Here is a 14,994-nt window from a genome sequence, read left to right as displayed (position 1 = left end):
AATAAAAAAAGATGAACTAAGAGAAGAACAAGTATCTGGTAATATTGAAGCAATAAAATCGTATATTGATCGTATGCTTTTAAAGTAACTGATAAAAAATACAAAAAAGGTTCTAAATATAGGTTCTTCGAAAAAAACCTATTAGAACCTTTTTTACTTGGCTAAAATTTTAATTTTTTCAACTGACTTTTTATAAAAGGATCAATATCCTTAGGCAATTGACTTAACTGAAAGAATTGCGCTTTAATTAACTGATTTTGATCTGGACAAATTTCATTTTCGAAATCTGTACAAATATAACCAATTGCTACTGTATGATATTCATCTCCGCTTCCCTCAACTTTATTTATTAATTCTGCACCGGAATATACACCTATTAATGATAATGAATTTAATTTAAGACCTATATCTTCAAGAACAGTGCGTTTAATACATTCCTCAACCGATTCATTTAATTGTAAAATCCCACCTGGTATACCCCAATTGCCTCCTTCGTTTTGATAAAGTAAGATTTCACCTACAGAATTTAGGATAGCAACGCTTGGACGAACAATAATTAAAGGGGCATTACCAATCTTTTCTCTCATAACTTCACAATAATTCATAAAGCCTCCTAAACTAAACTAGTACCAACTAATTTTCATAGCATTTAACTCAATTTTTTTCTATACCTTGAATTAGTTTTTTAGCTTCATCCATTATTTCATTTACTACGTTTTCTACCGATTCCTTTTTAGCTAATCTAGGACTTTGTCCCGACCAAAGTGACATAAACTCTTTATTATTTTGTACGGAGGACGCTTTTCTAATCGTCTGTGTAATCAAATTTTGTACAGGAAACTCTGGTAAATCAGCCTCGTATTTTCTCATTTCCGTAATAAATTTATTTTCGATTCCTCTTGCCCATTTTCCAGAAAATGCACGGGTCAAAACTAACTGGTCCTCTGTAGAATTTAGAATAGCATTTTTATGTACTTCATGTGCCCCACTTTCATTACAGGTTAGAAAAGCTGTACCCATTTGAACAGCTTTCGCCCCTAAACAAAGGGACGCCATTAAGCCTCTTCCGTCCATAATTCCACCTGCTGCAATTACTGGAATACTAACCTGATCAACTACTTGGGGTATTAGAGACATTAATCCAATTAAACTTTCCTCATTATTGTTTAAAAAATTACCTCGATGTCCACCTGCTTCACTACCTTGTACGACAATTAGATCCATTCCGGATTTCTCAATTTCAATTGCTTCATTTACTGTAGTTGCTGTTCCAATCAAAATAATATTATGAAGCTTTAACTCTTTTATCATTTCTTTTGAAGGTAAACCGAACGTAAATGAACAAATCGGAACACCTTCTTCAATTATCACTTTTATTTGTTCGTGAAATGTTTCATTAAAAGAATTAATATTTTGAACTAGTATGCGATCATTTTGTTTTATATTTAATTCTTCATTGAAAGGTTGTAATAATTCACTGGATTTTGAAATTTGATTTTCATTTACTATAAAATCATTTGGGACAAATAAATTAATTCCGAAGCTTTTATTTGTTAACTTTTTTATTTCTCTAATTTGTTCACGTATTTGTGATGGAGTCATATAACCTGCTCCGATTGTACCTAAAGCCCCACAATTTGATACTTCAGCTACAAAATCTGAGGTTGTGGTACCTCCAGCCATCGGAGCTTGAATAATTGGATATTCTATCTTTAAAAGTTCAGTTAGTTGATTTTTAAACATTCCTTTCACCTCTATTAATTTCCTTTTTTCTACTCACCAAAAAAGTCCCGAATAGTCTACCATCACTACCCGGGACCTTACCTATTATTTTATTACATTCGGAGATTTTGAGGGTATATTTACGCCTAGATTTAAAAGTCCATGGCCTTCCTCAAACGTACTGTATCCGATTGGTACTGTATGACTTATTAGCAGTTCGAACAAATCTGGTTCAGTGATTTTCTCATTATTTTCAGACTCATACTGTTGAATTAATAATGCAATTGCCCCTGATACATGGGGTGTTGCCATTGATGTACCAGAAAGAACAGCATATTGATTTGTCGGATATGTCGAAAGAATCTTTTCTCCCGGCGCAACTAAATCAATTTCGTTATTTGTATTACTAAAATTTGATAATCGTTTTTGAAGACTTACAGAACCTACTTCTATAACTTCATCGTAAGCACCTGGATAGCTATATTCATTGGTTGAGCCATCTCCATCACCTTCGTTACCAGCTGCACATACAACGGCAATATTTTGTTCAACCGCTCTTTGAATCGCTTCGTGCAACGAAGAATCATCCTCTGGACCACCTAGTGACATTGAAATCACTCGCACAGTTTCTCCATTCGAGCCTTTCCAATTCGTCGCATAATCAATCGCTTGTACAATTGATTCAATGCTTCCTTCCCCAGCGCCAGAGAGTACTTTTAAAACGAGAAGTCTAGCTTTTGGAGCAACTCCTACAACCCCTTCTCCATTTTCAGAAGCTGCAATCGTTCCACATACATGTGTTCCATGACCGTTATTATCTAAGAATACGTTAGGATCCCCACCGTAATCTTCAGTAAAATTATATCCACCAATAATTCGCTCTTGTAATTCAGGGTGGTCAGTCTGACAACCAGTATCAATAACTGCTACAACCACGTCTTCCCCTTGACACCCTTTGTCCCAAATAGATTTAGCTTCAATTAAACGAACTCCAGGTGGTACTTCATTTGTACTACCTTTAACTTCTTCCAGCTTGTAAGGAATTAATCTAAATTTAGACATGCCTACCCACTCCTTTTTGGGATTTATTCATAAAGGATAAATCTTTGAGGTATAGATTAGTATTCTATATCCAACCATAATTTTCCTTTAAATAAATTTAACTTTATTTAAAATTAATTCTAAAACAGTTGGAAATTAGTAGATTCATTTATTTAATTAAGCAATTTGATACATCTTCTATCCCTTCATAAAAACTTTGCTAACCTTTACATCAGATTAATCTTGGCTTTAAAAAATGGTTTTATAATCTAATAGTGTTAAAGCATTATTCAAACTAGGGGGAATACAATGCTTACTAATTTTTTAACTGAAATCAAATTTTGGTGGTTTGGAGAGATACGAGAAGAAATAGAAGAAATTGAACGAATTGAATCCAAGCATACAAGAGTTCGATTTGACTCTGATATTTATGAATTAATCCGTATCCATTAGAAGAATATGAGGAAGGTTGTCTAAATTTCCAAAAGATAAAATTAAAACCACAAGAACTTTAATTTTACCTTTTGGTTTCTTTGTTTATTCTGTTATCAATCTATTTTTATACTATATAATGTATGGGACAACATTGTATGAAATAATGTTTCGATCGCGATAGGTTTGAGTTATTACATCACTTTTTGTGCTTAGTATTCCATTTTGCAATAAGACTGGTTTAAAGCCCCTTTCGCTAGCTCCATTATAAGTAAATAGAACACAATGTTCTGCTGCAAATCCAGCTATTATAACTAACTCAACGTCATTTCCTTTCAAAATCTTCTCTAATTCAGTATTCCAAAATGCATTTGAATGTTCTTTTGAAAGACAAATATCTTGTTCTTCAACTTTAATTTCTGGGATGAAAGAAATTAATTCTGAATTTATTTCATCTGCACCTTCGATATCTTGAACATGTATAACTAAGTGATTTTTTGATCGGATACGGTCAGCAACAAAGTTTATATATTCACATGCACCTTCGACATTCAATGATTCTTTTTTATCCTCTAAAAATATTTTTTGCATATCAATGATTAGAAAAGCAATTTTCATTATTTACCCTCCATGAGACTTTATATTCCTTATAAGTTATTATTCTATTTGTTTTGTGATAGTCCTACCTTTTTTATAAAAATAGGTAAATGATATTCACGCTGTTGAAAAATAATCTTGTCAATTTATCATTCAAATTTTCGTAAAGGAGAGTGAACATTTACTGGAATTTGTTGATAACTATAAAACTGCTCAAACATATTAACAATAAATATTATTAGAACATCAAATAAGAATTATATTATCTATAAAGTTAACTTAATACACGTTTGACTATTTTATATTTCAACACTCTGAAATAGCGAGCTCTAAACTCCTCGCCGTAAGTCAATCACTTTCAACTGTAATACTGTATGTACAAGTAAATGTTTCATTTGGATTTAGCATTTGAATACCAAGTCTATTTTTCATTTCTTTTACTGGGCCGATTTCATCTGCAATTCCATACCACGGTTCAATACATAGAAAAGGTGCTGTTTGTGTAGTCCATATTCCAACGTATGGAAACCCTTCAAAATGAACTTTGATTTTATTGCTATGATTTTTCGAACGAATTGTCAGCTCGTTTTTATTAAGTTTTTCAAAAATTAATGCATCATCCTTAAATAGTTCACGAGTTAATGATAAGTTTTTAATATTTTGACCGATTAGTTCTCTTTTACCACTTCGATATGGTCCTTCTAATTTAATTGTTTCTAATGTTTCTTCCTCTTCAAACTGTAAGTAATAATCCTCAAATGTTTCATCTTCCTTCAAAGGTATGTTGAACGCCGGATGAGCCCCTATTGAAAAGGGCATTGATTTCTGATCATTATTCGTTACAACATATTTAATAAAAACAGTATTGTTCTTAATCTTATAATTAATATTTAATGAAAATTGAAATGGATATTTTAAAAGCGTTTGTTCACTACTGATTAACTCATAGTTGATATAGTCTTCATTCATTTCAGTTAATTGAAAATCCATATCTCTAGCAAAACCATGTTGAGAAAGCTCATAGACTTTATTATCTACTTTATATTGATTATCAATTAATTTACCTACATTCGGGAATAAAACTGGTGCATGCCTCCCCCAATAAGCTGGATCAGCATCCCATAAATAATTTAAATTATCTTTCTTTGTATAGATACCCGTCAACTCTGCTCCCTGTGATTTAGTTGTAATTTTAATAAATTTATTTTCAATATATGGCATGAACAGGTCTCTCCTTTAATTTATTCCCTTTATTATAGCAAAGTTAATCTTAAATATTAAACCAGCGAAGAACAGGTAGAACAAATAGAAAAGAGGTAGGTTTTACCCTACCCCTTAATCCATAATTATTTAAATTTATTATCGAGAAAATCCACCAAGGCTTTGTTCAGCCATTTGTACTAAACGTTTTGTGATTTCACCACCAACAGAACCATTAGCACGTGAAGTTGAATCTGGACCAAGGTTTACACCAAATTCTGTAGCGATTTCATACTTCATTTGGTTTAAAGCATTCTCAGCACCATCAACTAATAATTGATTGCTACCTGAATTATTTCTATTTGACATGTGTTGTCACCTCCTTGTGAGTATAGAGTGTGATAAAACACATATCTTCATTCATATTTTCACTGGTAATTTTTAGTAATTTTATAAAAGTGCGTCGATATCGATTTCTTCTTCTTTTTTTGACGATTGATTTCGAATCATTTCGTTCTCAAAAATGATTGATTCTCTATTAACTACAGCTTCATTTATTAATTCTGTAAAGTCAAAACGACTCTCGTAACGAGCCACTTTATCACGTTTTGGTTTTGTAGTTGGATTAGCTGGAGTAAAAATTGTACAGCAATCCTCATAAGGTCTAATACTGATATCATACGTATCAATTTTTTTAGCAATATCCATGATTTCTAATTTATCCATAGCTAATAGTGGTCTTAAAACTGGATAATTAGTTACTTCATTGATTGTATGCATACTTTCCAATGTTTGGCTTGCCACTTGACCTAAACTTTCACCAGTTGCTAAAGCAAGTGCTTTTCGATCAACAGAAACTTGCTCAGCAATTCTAAGCATAACACGTCTCATGATTGTCATTGTGTAGCTTGCAGGCATTTCTTTATGAATTGCTTTTTGAATTTCAGTAAATGGTATAACATGTAAAGTCACTCGTCTACAATATCTAGTTAGTTTACTTGCTAAATCAATTACTTTTTGTTTTGCACGATCACTTGTAAAAGGAGGACTTTCAAAATGAATCGCTTCTATTGACACACCTCGTTTTAACAACATATACGCTGCTACTGGGCTATCGATTCCTCCAGATAGTAATAACATAACTTTTCCGCCAACTCCAACTGGATAGCCACCTGCACCATATTCTTCTCCACAAGTAATATAAGTAGCATCATCACGCACTTCTACTCGAACAGCTACATCTGGTTGATGAACATCTACAGTTAAGTGTTCTGTATTTTGAAGAATATACCCACCAAGCTCGCGATTTAACTGTGGCGTATTTAATGGGAATTGTTTATAACTACGTTGTACGTTCACTTTAAACGTTTTAACACTATCACCAAGCTCGTTAATAGCTTCAAGTGCACCTTTTTTAATTGCATCTAATTCAGTATCAACTTTTCTAGCATAACTAAACGTATGAATTCCGAATACTTCTTTTAGGTTGGCAGCAACCTTCTCATGGTCTTCACCATTTAATTTTATATACATACGATCACGCGTTGCAGTGATTTTAATTTTTTCATAAGCTTTTAATCGATTTCGAACATTTTCTCTTAATATACTTGTAAATCGACCTCGATTTTTTCCTTTTGTAGTCATTTCTCCATAACGAATTAAAATATATTCTACATTCATGCTGTTACCCCATTACTTTATATAAATTTTTAATTACTTCTTTAATTATTTTATTAAACTGCTCTACTTCACTCATTGTATTTTCATACGAAAGACTTATTCTGACAGCACTACTTGCTACTTTTTCGCTCTTACCCATACTTTGTAATACTCGGCTTATCTCAAAAGTTTTAGAAGAACATGCTGATTTTGTAGAAATAAAAACATTTTCTTCAGATAGAGCATGGACAATTACCTCAGGCTTTAATCCTACAAATGAAATATTTATTATATGAGGTGCAAAATCTGATTGTGGTGAGTTCAATACAGTGTAGTCAATCATCTCTAAATGTTGAATGAGTTCGTTTCTCATGTTATATAGTTGATCAGTCATTGTTTTTTGTTTTTCTAGCGTGATTCTTAGCGCTTTTGCCATCGCAACAATTCCTGCTAGATTTTCCGTACCTGAACGAATCTCTCTTTCCTGTGAACCACCTGTCATTAAAGATGATAATGTTACACCTTCTCTAATATATAAAATTCCAGTTCCTTTTACACTATGAAATTTATGACCAGAAATAGATAATAAATCGATCGCAGCTTGCTTAATATTTAATGGTACTTTCCCTACCCCTTGTACAGCGTCAACATGGAAAAATACTTTTGGATAATCCATTAATAATCGCCCAATTTCGGCTATCGGTTGAATTGCTCCTGTTTCATTATTTACATGAATGACAGAAACTAATATCGTATCATCTCTTAACGCATTTTTTAATTGGTCAACAGAAATAAACCCATCTTCATTTGGGGATAAGTAGGTTACTTCAAATCCTAGATCCTCTAATTGTTTATACGCTTCATAAATTGACGGATGTTCAATTTCAGTCGTAATTAAATGCTTCCCTCTTGAACGATGCATCATGGCAGTTCCTTTTATTGCTAAATTATTCCCCTCTGTTCCACCTGATGTGAAAATAACCTCTGATGGTTGAACTGATAAAAGCTCTGCAATTTGGTATCTAGCTTTTGAGAGTAATTGCTCTGAGCGTCCACCTAGCTTATGAATCGAAGAGGGATTTCCAAAAAACTGGTCCGAAACAGTAATATATGTGTCTAATACCTCTTTATAAGGTTTAGTAGTCGCGCTATTATCAAAATAAATCATATTTTTTAGTACCTCCATATTGCTTGAGTCCATTTTTCATTATATCTAAAAACAGACGAAACCCCTAAGATTTTCATCTATAGGGGTAGTGTGTACTTTTGTTCATTTAGTATTTCTTGTAATTTATCGATTGCACCAGGTTCAATTTTCTCAATTGAAACGGCAGCTTCTTCTAGAGCTTCATTATATTGAAATTCTCTAAATAATTGTTCTGCCTTGTCCATTGACGTTGCCATTTGTACATTTTTACTTCTATAGCGATTTCCATATTGTATCACTTTTTCAACGAAATATCCTTGTTCAATCATATATTTCGTATCATTATAGCAAACATGTACAGCAGTTGCTGCTTTTTCTAGTAAAAATGATACATGCGTCATTTTTAATGGCTTTTTCTCTAATTCCAAATAAACAATTTGCATACTTTCTTGAGCATCTTGTATTTGTTTCATAGATGAAACTGGCATTCCAGGTAAATTAGAAATTTGAACAAGACGTTTGACCTCTAACATTAATCGTTTCATTTCAATTAATTGATCACGAGCTTGTAATTCATCTTTTCGAAGTGCTTTTAGCATTTCAACATACATCAAATGAGATTCTTTAACATCTTCCATTTGCTTTTTTAGTAAATCTAACTCTTCTCTTATTACAGAAAATGCAAGATCTTGTTCTGCTACACGAATCTGCAATAATTCAAAGCGTTTTGTAATGATACTCACTTGCTTTTCAACCATTTTTTGGGCTTGAGTATCTTCATCACTTAATTCATAAATTTGCTGAACTAAATGAGTCTCTTCTTTTGTTTTTAAATTATCTTCTCGAATACTTTGAATTTCTTCCTGGGAAGTCCATATTTCTTTTTCAACTACAAATTTACTCTCTACTTCTTTTTCTAATAAATCATAGATTGAATCGACTTTTGCTTTCACAAATTCAAGCTTGTCATTCGCTTCTGTGATTTCTAGTTTTTTAATTAATTCGACACAGTCGATACATATTTTAGAACAATCGATCGTTTCATTTTCTAATGCTTCAAAATCAAGCGCATAACCTTCTGCTTTCATTTGCTTTAAACCATCAGTTAAATTATGTATTTGAGAGGGCATTGTAGTAGAAGATTCAATATATAAATCCGGAATGATTTGCATATTTGTTTTCAGTATATGTACTTGATCAGCAATTTCTTTCACTAAGCCTCTTGCTTCTAAATAGTTTCCTTTTTCAGTTGTGTCATTAAATAATTGGATTTGCTGTTTGATATCATCCATTTTTTGTTCCAACTGAGTTTCAGAAATTGAATATAAATGACGATGAGTTAATAAAAGCTTTCGTTGCTCAAGATACTCTTGGTTTAGCATTTCAATATCCGAATTATTTTGTTCTTCACTACCTACTAGGTCGCTTACCTCATTTAGTATTTTATCGATGCTTGATTCAGCTTCAGTTAGGCTTCCCTCAATTTCACTAATCCCTGCTTTTGCTTTCATGAAATGATATTTATTAATTGCCTCATCTATTTCTGAGATGGAATCAGTTACTTTCGGTAAAAAAGTTGTAACGAGTTCATCCCAATCAGTTCTCCATTTATCAAAAAGCTCTTCCGTTTGGCCAGTCATATTTAAGGCCTTTAGCTTTGAAAGTTCATCCGTAACTGGCTTACTCATTAACTGCATTCTCCACGCTTCAAGTTCATCGAGTTTTTTGTATAAACGTTGTCGAATTGTTAAGGCTACAATCATTAATGCGATAACAATAGCTATTACGACTAAAATTACATAGAATGTCATTGTCATTTTCTCTGATGTACCTCCTTTACTGCCATCTGAATCTATTTATTTGTACGTTATTTTTTGAATTAATAAATCGCTCTTTATTTAGGTCATAGTTAATAATAACATGATAAAGTTGATTTTTGGCTTAATTTTTTCAATTTTTTCATATTTTTATCAAACTATAATAAATACTGTAAAAGCTTGTAGAAATTTCAGATTTTCAAACAACGAAAAACGCCTTTTCATTGTGATTTTTCACAATGAAAAAGGCGAACTTTTAGGATGAAAGTTCTACTCGGCTTACTAGTCGCTCATTCATATCGAATAGAGATTCGATCCACTTTTCTACATACTCTTTATATCTCTCAAAAAAATACAGATCATTTTGCTGTATAAACAATACTTCATTTAAATAGCCTGGAAATAAGTACGGTGTTGAAAGGAAGGATTTTAACTGAACGAAAAAGACTGAAAATGGCATTGTTAGTTTCGCATTAGACATACGAATAGCATCATAAATTTGAGTAAAAGTATAACGCTCCCTTGCTAAATAGGTCATCATAATTTCACGAATGAAGACCGAGTCAATTGTCAACTCTCTGTAAAAAATCGAAGCATATTCCTTTTTTAAAAAGTAATAATTAAGTACTTCACCAACAAGGTTCATTAAAATTAAATTTGCGTTTTTATCATACAATGACAAACAATGTTTATCTAAAATTTCAACGTATCCTTCTAAAAAATCTACTATGATATGTTCAAGTAAACCTTGTTTACCTTTAAAATAATATGAAATCGTCGCAATATTTACATTTGCTTTTTTAGAAATATCCCTTACCGAAGTACCTTGGTATCCATTAATTTTAAATAACGTAAGCGCTGTCTCGATGACTTTCTTCTTTGTTGCAAGTTTAGCTTGCTCCATACTCGTCACCCTCTTTTACAACATCAATTCCTTTATTAATTAGCGAAATACTGATAATTCCCTCTACAAATCGGTCGACAAAATTACCAGTATTCTTCCGAAATATGCTATGATATTTCCCATGAAATAGGGAAAGGGGTCTACAAATGTTTCAAAAAGTCGAATATTCAGGTACGAAAGAACAACAATATAATACTCTAACAGCTCAAGTTAAAGCTTTAATAGATGGTGAACATAACCTAATTGCTAATTTAGCAAATACATCTTCCTTATTAAATCAGTTTTTACACCAAATAAATTGGGTTGGATTTTATTTAAAAGATGGCGATCGCAATGAATTAGTTTTAGGCCCATTTGTTGGTCTTCCTGCGTGTGTGCGTATACCATACGGCAAGGGAGTTTGCGGTACATCTGCCCAAACAAAAACAGTTCAAAGAATCGATAATGTCCACGAATTCCCTGGGCACATCGCTTGTGACGCTGCATCAAACTCTGAGATTGTTATTCCTTTAATGCATAATGGAGAAGTAATTGGAGTATTAGATATCGATAGTCCGGAATTCAATCGTTTTGATGAAATAGATCAAAACTATCTTCAAGCAATCGTAAATTTAATTGAAGAAACAATTAGATAAGAAAATTTGATTTTCAAAAGGAATCCTTTATTGGATTTCTTTTTACTTTTTATAAAAAGCTAAAAACAAAACTGCCCTTGACTATTTTATACTATCTGGTTATAATATTTTTTGTGTAAAATAACGCAGCGTTGTAAGCACAGGCTTGATATTTATTTTGTTCCTCTACTGTTTAAGAGGTGTCATCGCGTAACTCTGGCTGCTGGAGCGAGGATACATGAAAGCAAAATAAACAAACTGGGGCTACACGAACGTTTTTATTTTACTCCAAAATAAAAACTAAAGGAGGAGACAATCAATGTCTCGTTATACAGGATCTACTTGGAAATTATCTCGCCGTTTAGGCATTTCATTAAGCGGAACAGGTAAAGAATTAGAAAAACGCCCTTACGCACCAGGTCAACACGGACCTAACCAACGCAAAAAATTATCAGAATACGGTTTACAATTACAAGAAAAGCAAAAACTTCGTCACATGTTCGGTGTTAATGAGCGTCAATTCCGTCGCACTTTTGATATCGCTGGTAAATTAACTGGTAAACATGGTGAAAACTTCATGATCTTATTAGAAACTCGTTTAGACAACGTAGTTTACCGTATGGGTCTTGCTCGTACTCGTCGTGCTGCTCGTCAATTAGTTAACCACGGTCACATCTTAGTAGATGGCAAACGTGTAGATATCCCTTCTTTCCGCGTGAAAATTGGCCAAACTATCAGCTTACGTGAAAAATCACAAAACTTAGCTGTAGTTAAAGAAGCTGTTGAAGTTAACAACTTTGTACCTGAGTACATCACTTTCAACGCTGACAAATTAGAAGGTACTTTCAACCGCTTACCAGAGCGTTCTGAATTACCAGCTGAAATCAACGAAGCTCTTATCGTTGAATTCTACAACCGTTAATTAAAATGCTATGTAAATAGCATTTATAAAATCCCTAGAAACGTTGATATATCAACACTTCTAGGGATTTTTATTTTATCTCTGCTTTGTAGAATAAGTTATTCTCCCCCAATAAATTGGGGGATGTTTTGGGGGAACTTTTAATTTAATAAAGTGGACAGGCGTTAATGAAAAATTAACTAAAGACTTCATACCTTGTTCAACTAACTCATGCGTTAGTTCAATAGTATAGCAATGAAGATCCAATATCTTCTTAAAAGCAGAGGAGAACATAATAATGAGAAAGATGACATTGAAACTAACAATTGAAAATAAAGAATATATTATTGAAAAAGATCAAAGGTATATTTTTGAATTTAAGTCAGGTTATGAACTTAATGATTCTGTAAATCCATATTGCAAATGTTTAGTAAATGATCTTTCACTTGCTCTTATAGATGATGATGGAAGTATTCGTTTCTATGTTTTGGATGAAGAATCAGGCGAAGATTATCTAATTGCACAAGAAGAACTTTTATCGATAAATAATATCTAAGTAATTGTTCTTATGTAACTAACGCAATGCGATAGTTCAATAAGGAATATTCAAAATTGACCAAGAATACTAAAAATCAGAATAAAAAAACCCTTCATTTTTCGGGCAGTTCAGGAAAAAGAATAGAAATTATAAACACTACAAAAACCGCAATCCAAACAGATTCTATTAAGGAAATATAATCTGTGACAATTAACATAATTATTGAGCCCAAAAACCATGTTAGTGATGAGAACCAACTTGGAAAATAAAAATATCTGTTACGATTACGATTAATTTTTTTTACAGCAATGTTTATTAAAACTTCAACAATAACAATGGCTAATGAATTAAATAATGCTACCCACCAAGGATGGTGAACTAACAGCAAAATAAAAAGAAGTATGCCTATCACTGAAGAACTAAAAAATCGGTTATTTAAAATTTTTTGCAGAAAAATTCCCCCTTTTGTTCACTAAAGCAATGCGTTAGTTTAACTTATTCTTCTTTTCTTTTCCCCTTAAAAAAAATAAGACGATAGAAATCATAAGTAAAAGTAACGGAATTCCCTGTACAACTAAAAATCCTTTGCAAAAGTCTAACATAGTGCTGTCGGGTGCGTCTGTTGCCATCCCACCAACAAATAGGGACATAGGAATGGCAAATACATTTATCCCTAAACTATTGAATACATAATATAAATTCTTATTTTTCTTTTCTATTTTTTCTGCTTTTTGGAGAAGAATTACCCCAATTAAAATGAAAATTGCAGGAATACCGTAAAAAACAATATATTCTAACATGAAAATACCACCCTAAGAAAAATATCTAACATTTTAATTATACCTACATAGTTGTTATTAGTAACTTGGGGGAATTTGCACCTTTCAACCTAGAATTTAAGAATATCCTTATGCAACTATCCTGCCATTATGTTGAATAAGAAAAAGCGATCTTCTATTGAAGTATCGCATGCGTTAGTTACATAACAAAACGAGTCATACTTGTGGTGAAATCATACTTTTTTTATTTAGGTCCAATATTATTATTATTATTGTTATTAGTTATACGCCTCGTAATTTCTTCATTCATTGTTTGATCTTCACTTTTATTTGAAATGTCAGGTCCAAACTTCTTTTCCATAAAAAAACCATATGCAATCAAAACAATCACAAAAATAACAAATCCCAAAATTTCATATCCCAACATTGTCATATACCACCTGACTTTTTATAATTGTTTAATAAGTACCCATTTATGATGTTTTGTCTTGTATACATATATGACGGTTAACCCTTTATTTTCTGATGTTGATTTCACAACGATAACAAGTTTTCTTCCGTCAACTAAGCCACTTTCCTCCACATCGTTCCAGCCTTCCATTGCACTCGTATATCGGATATCGGTGACTTTCCCTTTCATGTGTTTGTCATGTTCAAATGTTGTTAGCGATTGATTTGATAAGGTTTGAAGAATTTCTTTTGAAAAATAAAATTTGTTTTCAATTGGTTTATATATATGAGCAGACACGATTAGAAAAAGAACAAACAAGACTAGTGTTCCACCTGTTGCAAAATACGAATAGTATTTGGGTTTTTCAAACTCTTTTTCATGACTTAAAAAATAGAGCCAATAAGGTAAACAACATACTATAATTGGTATTCCAACTGTGAAGATGGATACGAAAAAACACCCCAATGAAAAATACAAAACTTTTGGAATACCAATGCAGATTGATACGATCATCGTTAGAAAAATTGGAAGTGTGATATAGATAAATTCTTTTATGTTCATCTTGATGTTCCTTTATGTTAGTTTTTTTGAGTATCCACTATTTCATCAATGATTATCTCATAAATATTTTAATTTCTGTATTGGGGGATTTTTGCCTTTTTTACATTGATTCACCTATCACTTAGATATGTTTACCAAAACAACTTAAAAACTTACCCGCCCCTACACTAATTGCATGGGGGAAAATGATATGTTTTTTGGCCTGGATGGAGCACATGCCTTTCAAAAAGATCTAAAGGATATTGAATTGTATTTATTAGATACTGGTCACTTTCCTTTAGAAGAAAAGTTAGAAACAAGTGTAGACTTAATTAAAACTTTTTTAACGAAGTGCTTAAAGTAAGGTAGTTATAGGAAAATAAAAGTCGATTTTCATAAATTTGAAAATCGACTTTTTAATTTATTTGATTTGAAACATTACAATTAGAATATTAGAAGAAAATAATTTCATATATACAACTAAATTGTTCCGTGAATATTAAAGTTAATAAGCATAATAATAGACCAGCAATTGCATTAATTAAACAATTTTTTATCCATTTATTAACTGAATAATTGTTTCACGATCTGGAAGGGAAGAAATTGCACCTTTACTTGTTGTTGTAAGGGCTCCACTGGCATTTGCAAATGC

General features: G+C 32.1%; 18 protein-coding genes. 5 read left to right on the top strand and 13 right to left on the bottom strand.

Going from position 1 to position 14,994, the window contains the following annotated elements:
• Nucleotides 1-161: 161 nt before the first annotated feature.
• The 3 genes from CN514_RS13025 to CN514_RS13015 form a co-directional block, all read right to left on the bottom strand.
• On the bottom strand, nt 162-605 hold the full coding sequence (locus tag CN514_RS13025; RefSeq protein ID WP_098232963.1) for an NUDIX domain-containing protein: 444 nt from the start codon (nt 603-605) through the stop codon (nt 162-164).
• A gap of 49 nt (nt 606-654) precedes the next feature.
• Entirely contained in the window at nt 655-1,743 is a 1,089-nt protein-coding gene (locus tag CN514_RS13020) for an NAD(P)H-dependent flavin oxidoreductase (RefSeq protein WP_098232962.1), read from the bottom strand.
• A gap of 84 nt (nt 1,744-1,827) precedes the next feature.
• Nucleotides 1,828-2,784 (bottom strand): S8 family peptidase, encoded by a 957-nt coding sequence (locus CN514_RS13015; protein ID WP_098232961.1) that lies wholly within the window; start codon nt 2,782-2,784, stop codon nt 1,828-1,830.
• Nucleotides 2,785-3,072: 288 nt separating this feature from the next.
• Between CN514_RS13015 and CN514_RS25720 the strand changes: the two genes are divergently transcribed.
• Nucleotides 3,073-3,216, top strand: coding sequence for a hypothetical protein (locus CN514_RS25720; protein WP_176525898.1), 144 nt, complete (start codon nt 3,073-3,075; stop codon nt 3,214-3,216).
• A 111-nt stretch (nt 3,217-3,327) separates the two neighbouring features.
• Here CN514_RS25720 and CN514_RS13010 read toward each other — a convergent pair whose 3' ends face one another.
• From CN514_RS13010 to refZ, 7 genes are all read right to left on the bottom strand, one after another.
• Nucleotides 3,328-3,813 (bottom strand): cysteine hydrolase family protein, encoded by a 486-nt coding sequence (locus tag CN514_RS13010; protein WP_098232960.1) that lies wholly within the window; start codon nt 3,811-3,813, stop codon nt 3,328-3,330.
• A gap of 327 nt (nt 3,814-4,140) precedes the next feature.
• Nucleotides 4,141-5,013, bottom strand: coding sequence for an aldose 1-epimerase family protein (locus tag CN514_RS13005; protein WP_098232959.1), 873 nt, complete (start codon nt 5,011-5,013; stop codon nt 4,141-4,143).
• A gap of 138 nt (nt 5,014-5,151) precedes the next feature.
• Nucleotides 5,152-5,361: an alpha/beta-type small acid-soluble spore protein gene (locus CN514_RS13000; protein WP_097979120.1), complete on the bottom strand. Its 210-nt coding sequence runs from the start codon at nt 5,359-5,361 to the stop codon at nt 5,152-5,154.
• 81 nt (nt 5,362-5,442) lie between these two features.
• Nucleotides 5,443-6,672, bottom strand: a complete 1,230-nt coding sequence (thiI, locus tag CN514_RS12995) for a tRNA uracil 4-sulfurtransferase ThiI (RefSeq protein ID WP_098232958.1) — start codon at nt 6,670-6,672, stop codon at nt 5,443-5,445.
• A 4-nt stretch (nt 6,673-6,676) separates the two neighbouring features.
• A complete protein-coding gene (locus tag CN514_RS12990) occupies nt 6,677-7,819 on the bottom strand; it encodes a cysteine desulfurase family protein (protein WP_098232957.1) in 1,143 nt (380 codons plus the stop codon).
• 77 nt (nt 7,820-7,896) lie between these two features.
• Nucleotides 7,897-9,615 (bottom strand): septation ring formation regulator EzrA, encoded by a 1,719-nt coding sequence (ezrA, locus tag CN514_RS12985; RefSeq protein ID WP_098232956.1) that lies wholly within the window; start codon nt 9,613-9,615, stop codon nt 7,897-7,899.
• A 256-nt stretch (nt 9,616-9,871) separates the two neighbouring features.
• Nucleotides 9,872-10,519, bottom strand: coding sequence for a forespore capture DNA-binding protein RefZ (refZ, locus tag CN514_RS12980; protein ID WP_098232955.1), 648 nt, complete (start codon nt 10,517-10,519; stop codon nt 9,872-9,874).
• Between the two features lie 146 nt (nt 10,520-10,665).
• Between refZ and CN514_RS12975 the strand changes: the two genes are divergently transcribed.
• The 3 genes from CN514_RS12975 to CN514_RS12965 all read left to right on the top strand — a co-directional run bounded on the left by CN514_RS12975 (nt 10,666) and on the right by CN514_RS12965 (nt 12,590).
• A complete protein-coding gene (locus tag CN514_RS12975) occupies nt 10,666-11,154 on the top strand; it encodes a GAF domain-containing protein (protein WP_098232954.1) in 489 nt (162 codons plus the stop codon).
• Nucleotides 11,155-11,452: 298 nt separating this feature from the next.
• Nucleotides 11,453-12,055 carry a 30S ribosomal protein S4 gene (rpsD, locus tag CN514_RS12970; RefSeq protein WP_056472146.1) on the top strand — a complete coding sequence of 201 codons (603 nt, stop codon included), beginning with the start codon at nt 11,453-11,455 and terminating at the stop codon, nt 12,053-12,055.
• Between the two features lie 277 nt (nt 12,056-12,332).
• Nucleotides 12,333-12,590, top strand: coding sequence for a hypothetical protein (locus CN514_RS12965; protein ID WP_098232953.1), 258 nt, complete (start codon nt 12,333-12,335; stop codon nt 12,588-12,590).
• A 467-nt stretch (nt 12,591-13,057) separates the two neighbouring features.
• Here CN514_RS12965 and CN514_RS12960 read toward each other — a convergent pair whose 3' ends face one another.
• From CN514_RS12960 to CN514_RS12950, 3 genes are all read right to left on the bottom strand, one after another.
• The gene (locus CN514_RS12960; protein ID WP_098232952.1) at nt 13,058-13,372 is read right to left on the bottom strand and encodes a hypothetical protein; all 315 of its coding nucleotides are present in this window, start codon (nt 13,370-13,372) and stop codon (nt 13,058-13,060) included.
• A gap of 223 nt (nt 13,373-13,595) precedes the next feature.
• Nucleotides 13,596-13,778: a hypothetical protein gene (locus tag CN514_RS12955; protein WP_098232951.1), complete on the bottom strand. Its 183-nt coding sequence runs from the start codon at nt 13,776-13,778 to the stop codon at nt 13,596-13,598.
• Nucleotides 13,779-13,799: 21 nt separating this feature from the next.
• Nucleotides 13,800-14,363: a hypothetical protein gene (locus CN514_RS12950; protein ID WP_098232950.1), complete on the bottom strand. Its 564-nt coding sequence runs from the start codon at nt 14,361-14,363 to the stop codon at nt 13,800-13,802.
• A 190-nt stretch (nt 14,364-14,553) separates the two neighbouring features.
• Between CN514_RS12950 and CN514_RS12945 the strand changes: the two genes are divergently transcribed.
• The gene (locus CN514_RS12945) at nt 14,554-14,706 is read left to right on the top strand and encodes an alpha/beta fold hydrolase family protein (RefSeq protein ID WP_176525897.1); all 153 of its coding nucleotides are present in this window, start codon (nt 14,554-14,556) and stop codon (nt 14,704-14,706) included.
• Nucleotides 14,707-14,994: the final 288 nt, after the last annotated feature.

It is taken from the genome of Bacillus sp. AFS001701, from assembly GCF_002559405.1.
GTDB lineage: Bacteria > Bacillota > Bacilli > Bacillales > Bacillaceae_G > Gottfriedia.
The sequence above is the reverse complement of the archived record's forward strand: the minus strand, read 5'-3'. Positions and strand labels throughout refer to the sequence as shown.

Coding starts and splice junctions, on each gene's coding strand:
- CN514_RS13025 (WP_098232963.1), bottom strand. CDS start 605: ATGAATTATTGTGAAGTTATGAGAGAAAAGATTGGTAATGCCCCTTTA.
- CN514_RS13020 (WP_098232962.1), bottom strand. CDS start 1,743: ATGTTTAAAAATCAACTAACTGAACTTTTAAAGATAGAATATCCAATT.
- CN514_RS13015 (WP_098232961.1), bottom strand. CDS start 2,784: ATGTCTAAATTTAGATTAATTCCTTACAAGCTGGAAGAAGTTAAAGGT.
- CN514_RS25720 (WP_176525898.1), top strand. CDS start 3,073: ATGCTTACTAATTTTTTAACTGAAATCAAATTTTGGTGGTTTGGAGAG.
- CN514_RS13010 (WP_098232960.1), bottom strand. CDS start 3,813: ATGAAAATTGCTTTTCTAATCATTGATATGCAAAAAATATTTTTAGAG.
- CN514_RS13005 (WP_098232959.1), bottom strand. CDS start 5,013: ATGCCATATATTGAAAATAAATTTATTAAAATTACAACTAAATCACAG.
- CN514_RS13000 (WP_097979120.1), bottom strand. CDS start 5,361: ATGTCAAATAGAAATAATTCAGGTAGCAATCAATTATTAGTTGATGGT.
- thiI (WP_098232958.1), bottom strand. CDS start 6,672: ATGAATGTAGAATATATTTTAATTCGTTATGGAGAAATGACTACAAAA.
- CN514_RS12990 (WP_098232957.1), bottom strand. CDS start 7,819: ATGATTTATTTTGATAATAGCGCGACTACTAAACCTTATAAAGAGGTA.
- ezrA (WP_098232956.1), bottom strand. CDS start 9,615: ATGACAATGACATTCTATGTAATTTTAGTCGTAATAGCTATTGTTATC.
- refZ (WP_098232955.1), bottom strand. CDS start 10,519: ATGGAGCAAGCTAAACTTGCAACAAAGAAGAAAGTCATCGAGACAGCG.
- CN514_RS12975 (WP_098232954.1), top strand. CDS start 10,666: ATGTTTCAAAAAGTCGAATATTCAGGTACGAAAGAACAACAATATAAT.
- rpsD (WP_056472146.1), top strand. CDS start 11,453: ATGTCTCGTTATACAGGATCTACTTGGAAATTATCTCGCCGTTTAGGC.
- CN514_RS12965 (WP_098232953.1), top strand. CDS start 12,333: ATGAGAAAGATGACATTGAAACTAACAATTGAAAATAAAGAATATATT.
- CN514_RS12960 (WP_098232952.1), bottom strand. CDS start 13,372: ATGTTAGAATATATTGTTTTTTACGGTATTCCTGCAATTTTCATTTTA.
- CN514_RS12955 (WP_098232951.1), bottom strand. CDS start 13,778: ATGTTGGGATATGAAATTTTGGGATTTGTTATTTTTGTGATTGTTTTG.
- CN514_RS12950 (WP_098232950.1), bottom strand. CDS start 14,363: ATGAACATAAAAGAATTTATCTATATCACACTTCCAATTTTTCTAACG.
- CN514_RS12945 (WP_176525897.1), top strand. CDS start 14,554: ATGTTTTTTGGCCTGGATGGAGCACATGCCTTTCAAAAAGATCTAAAG.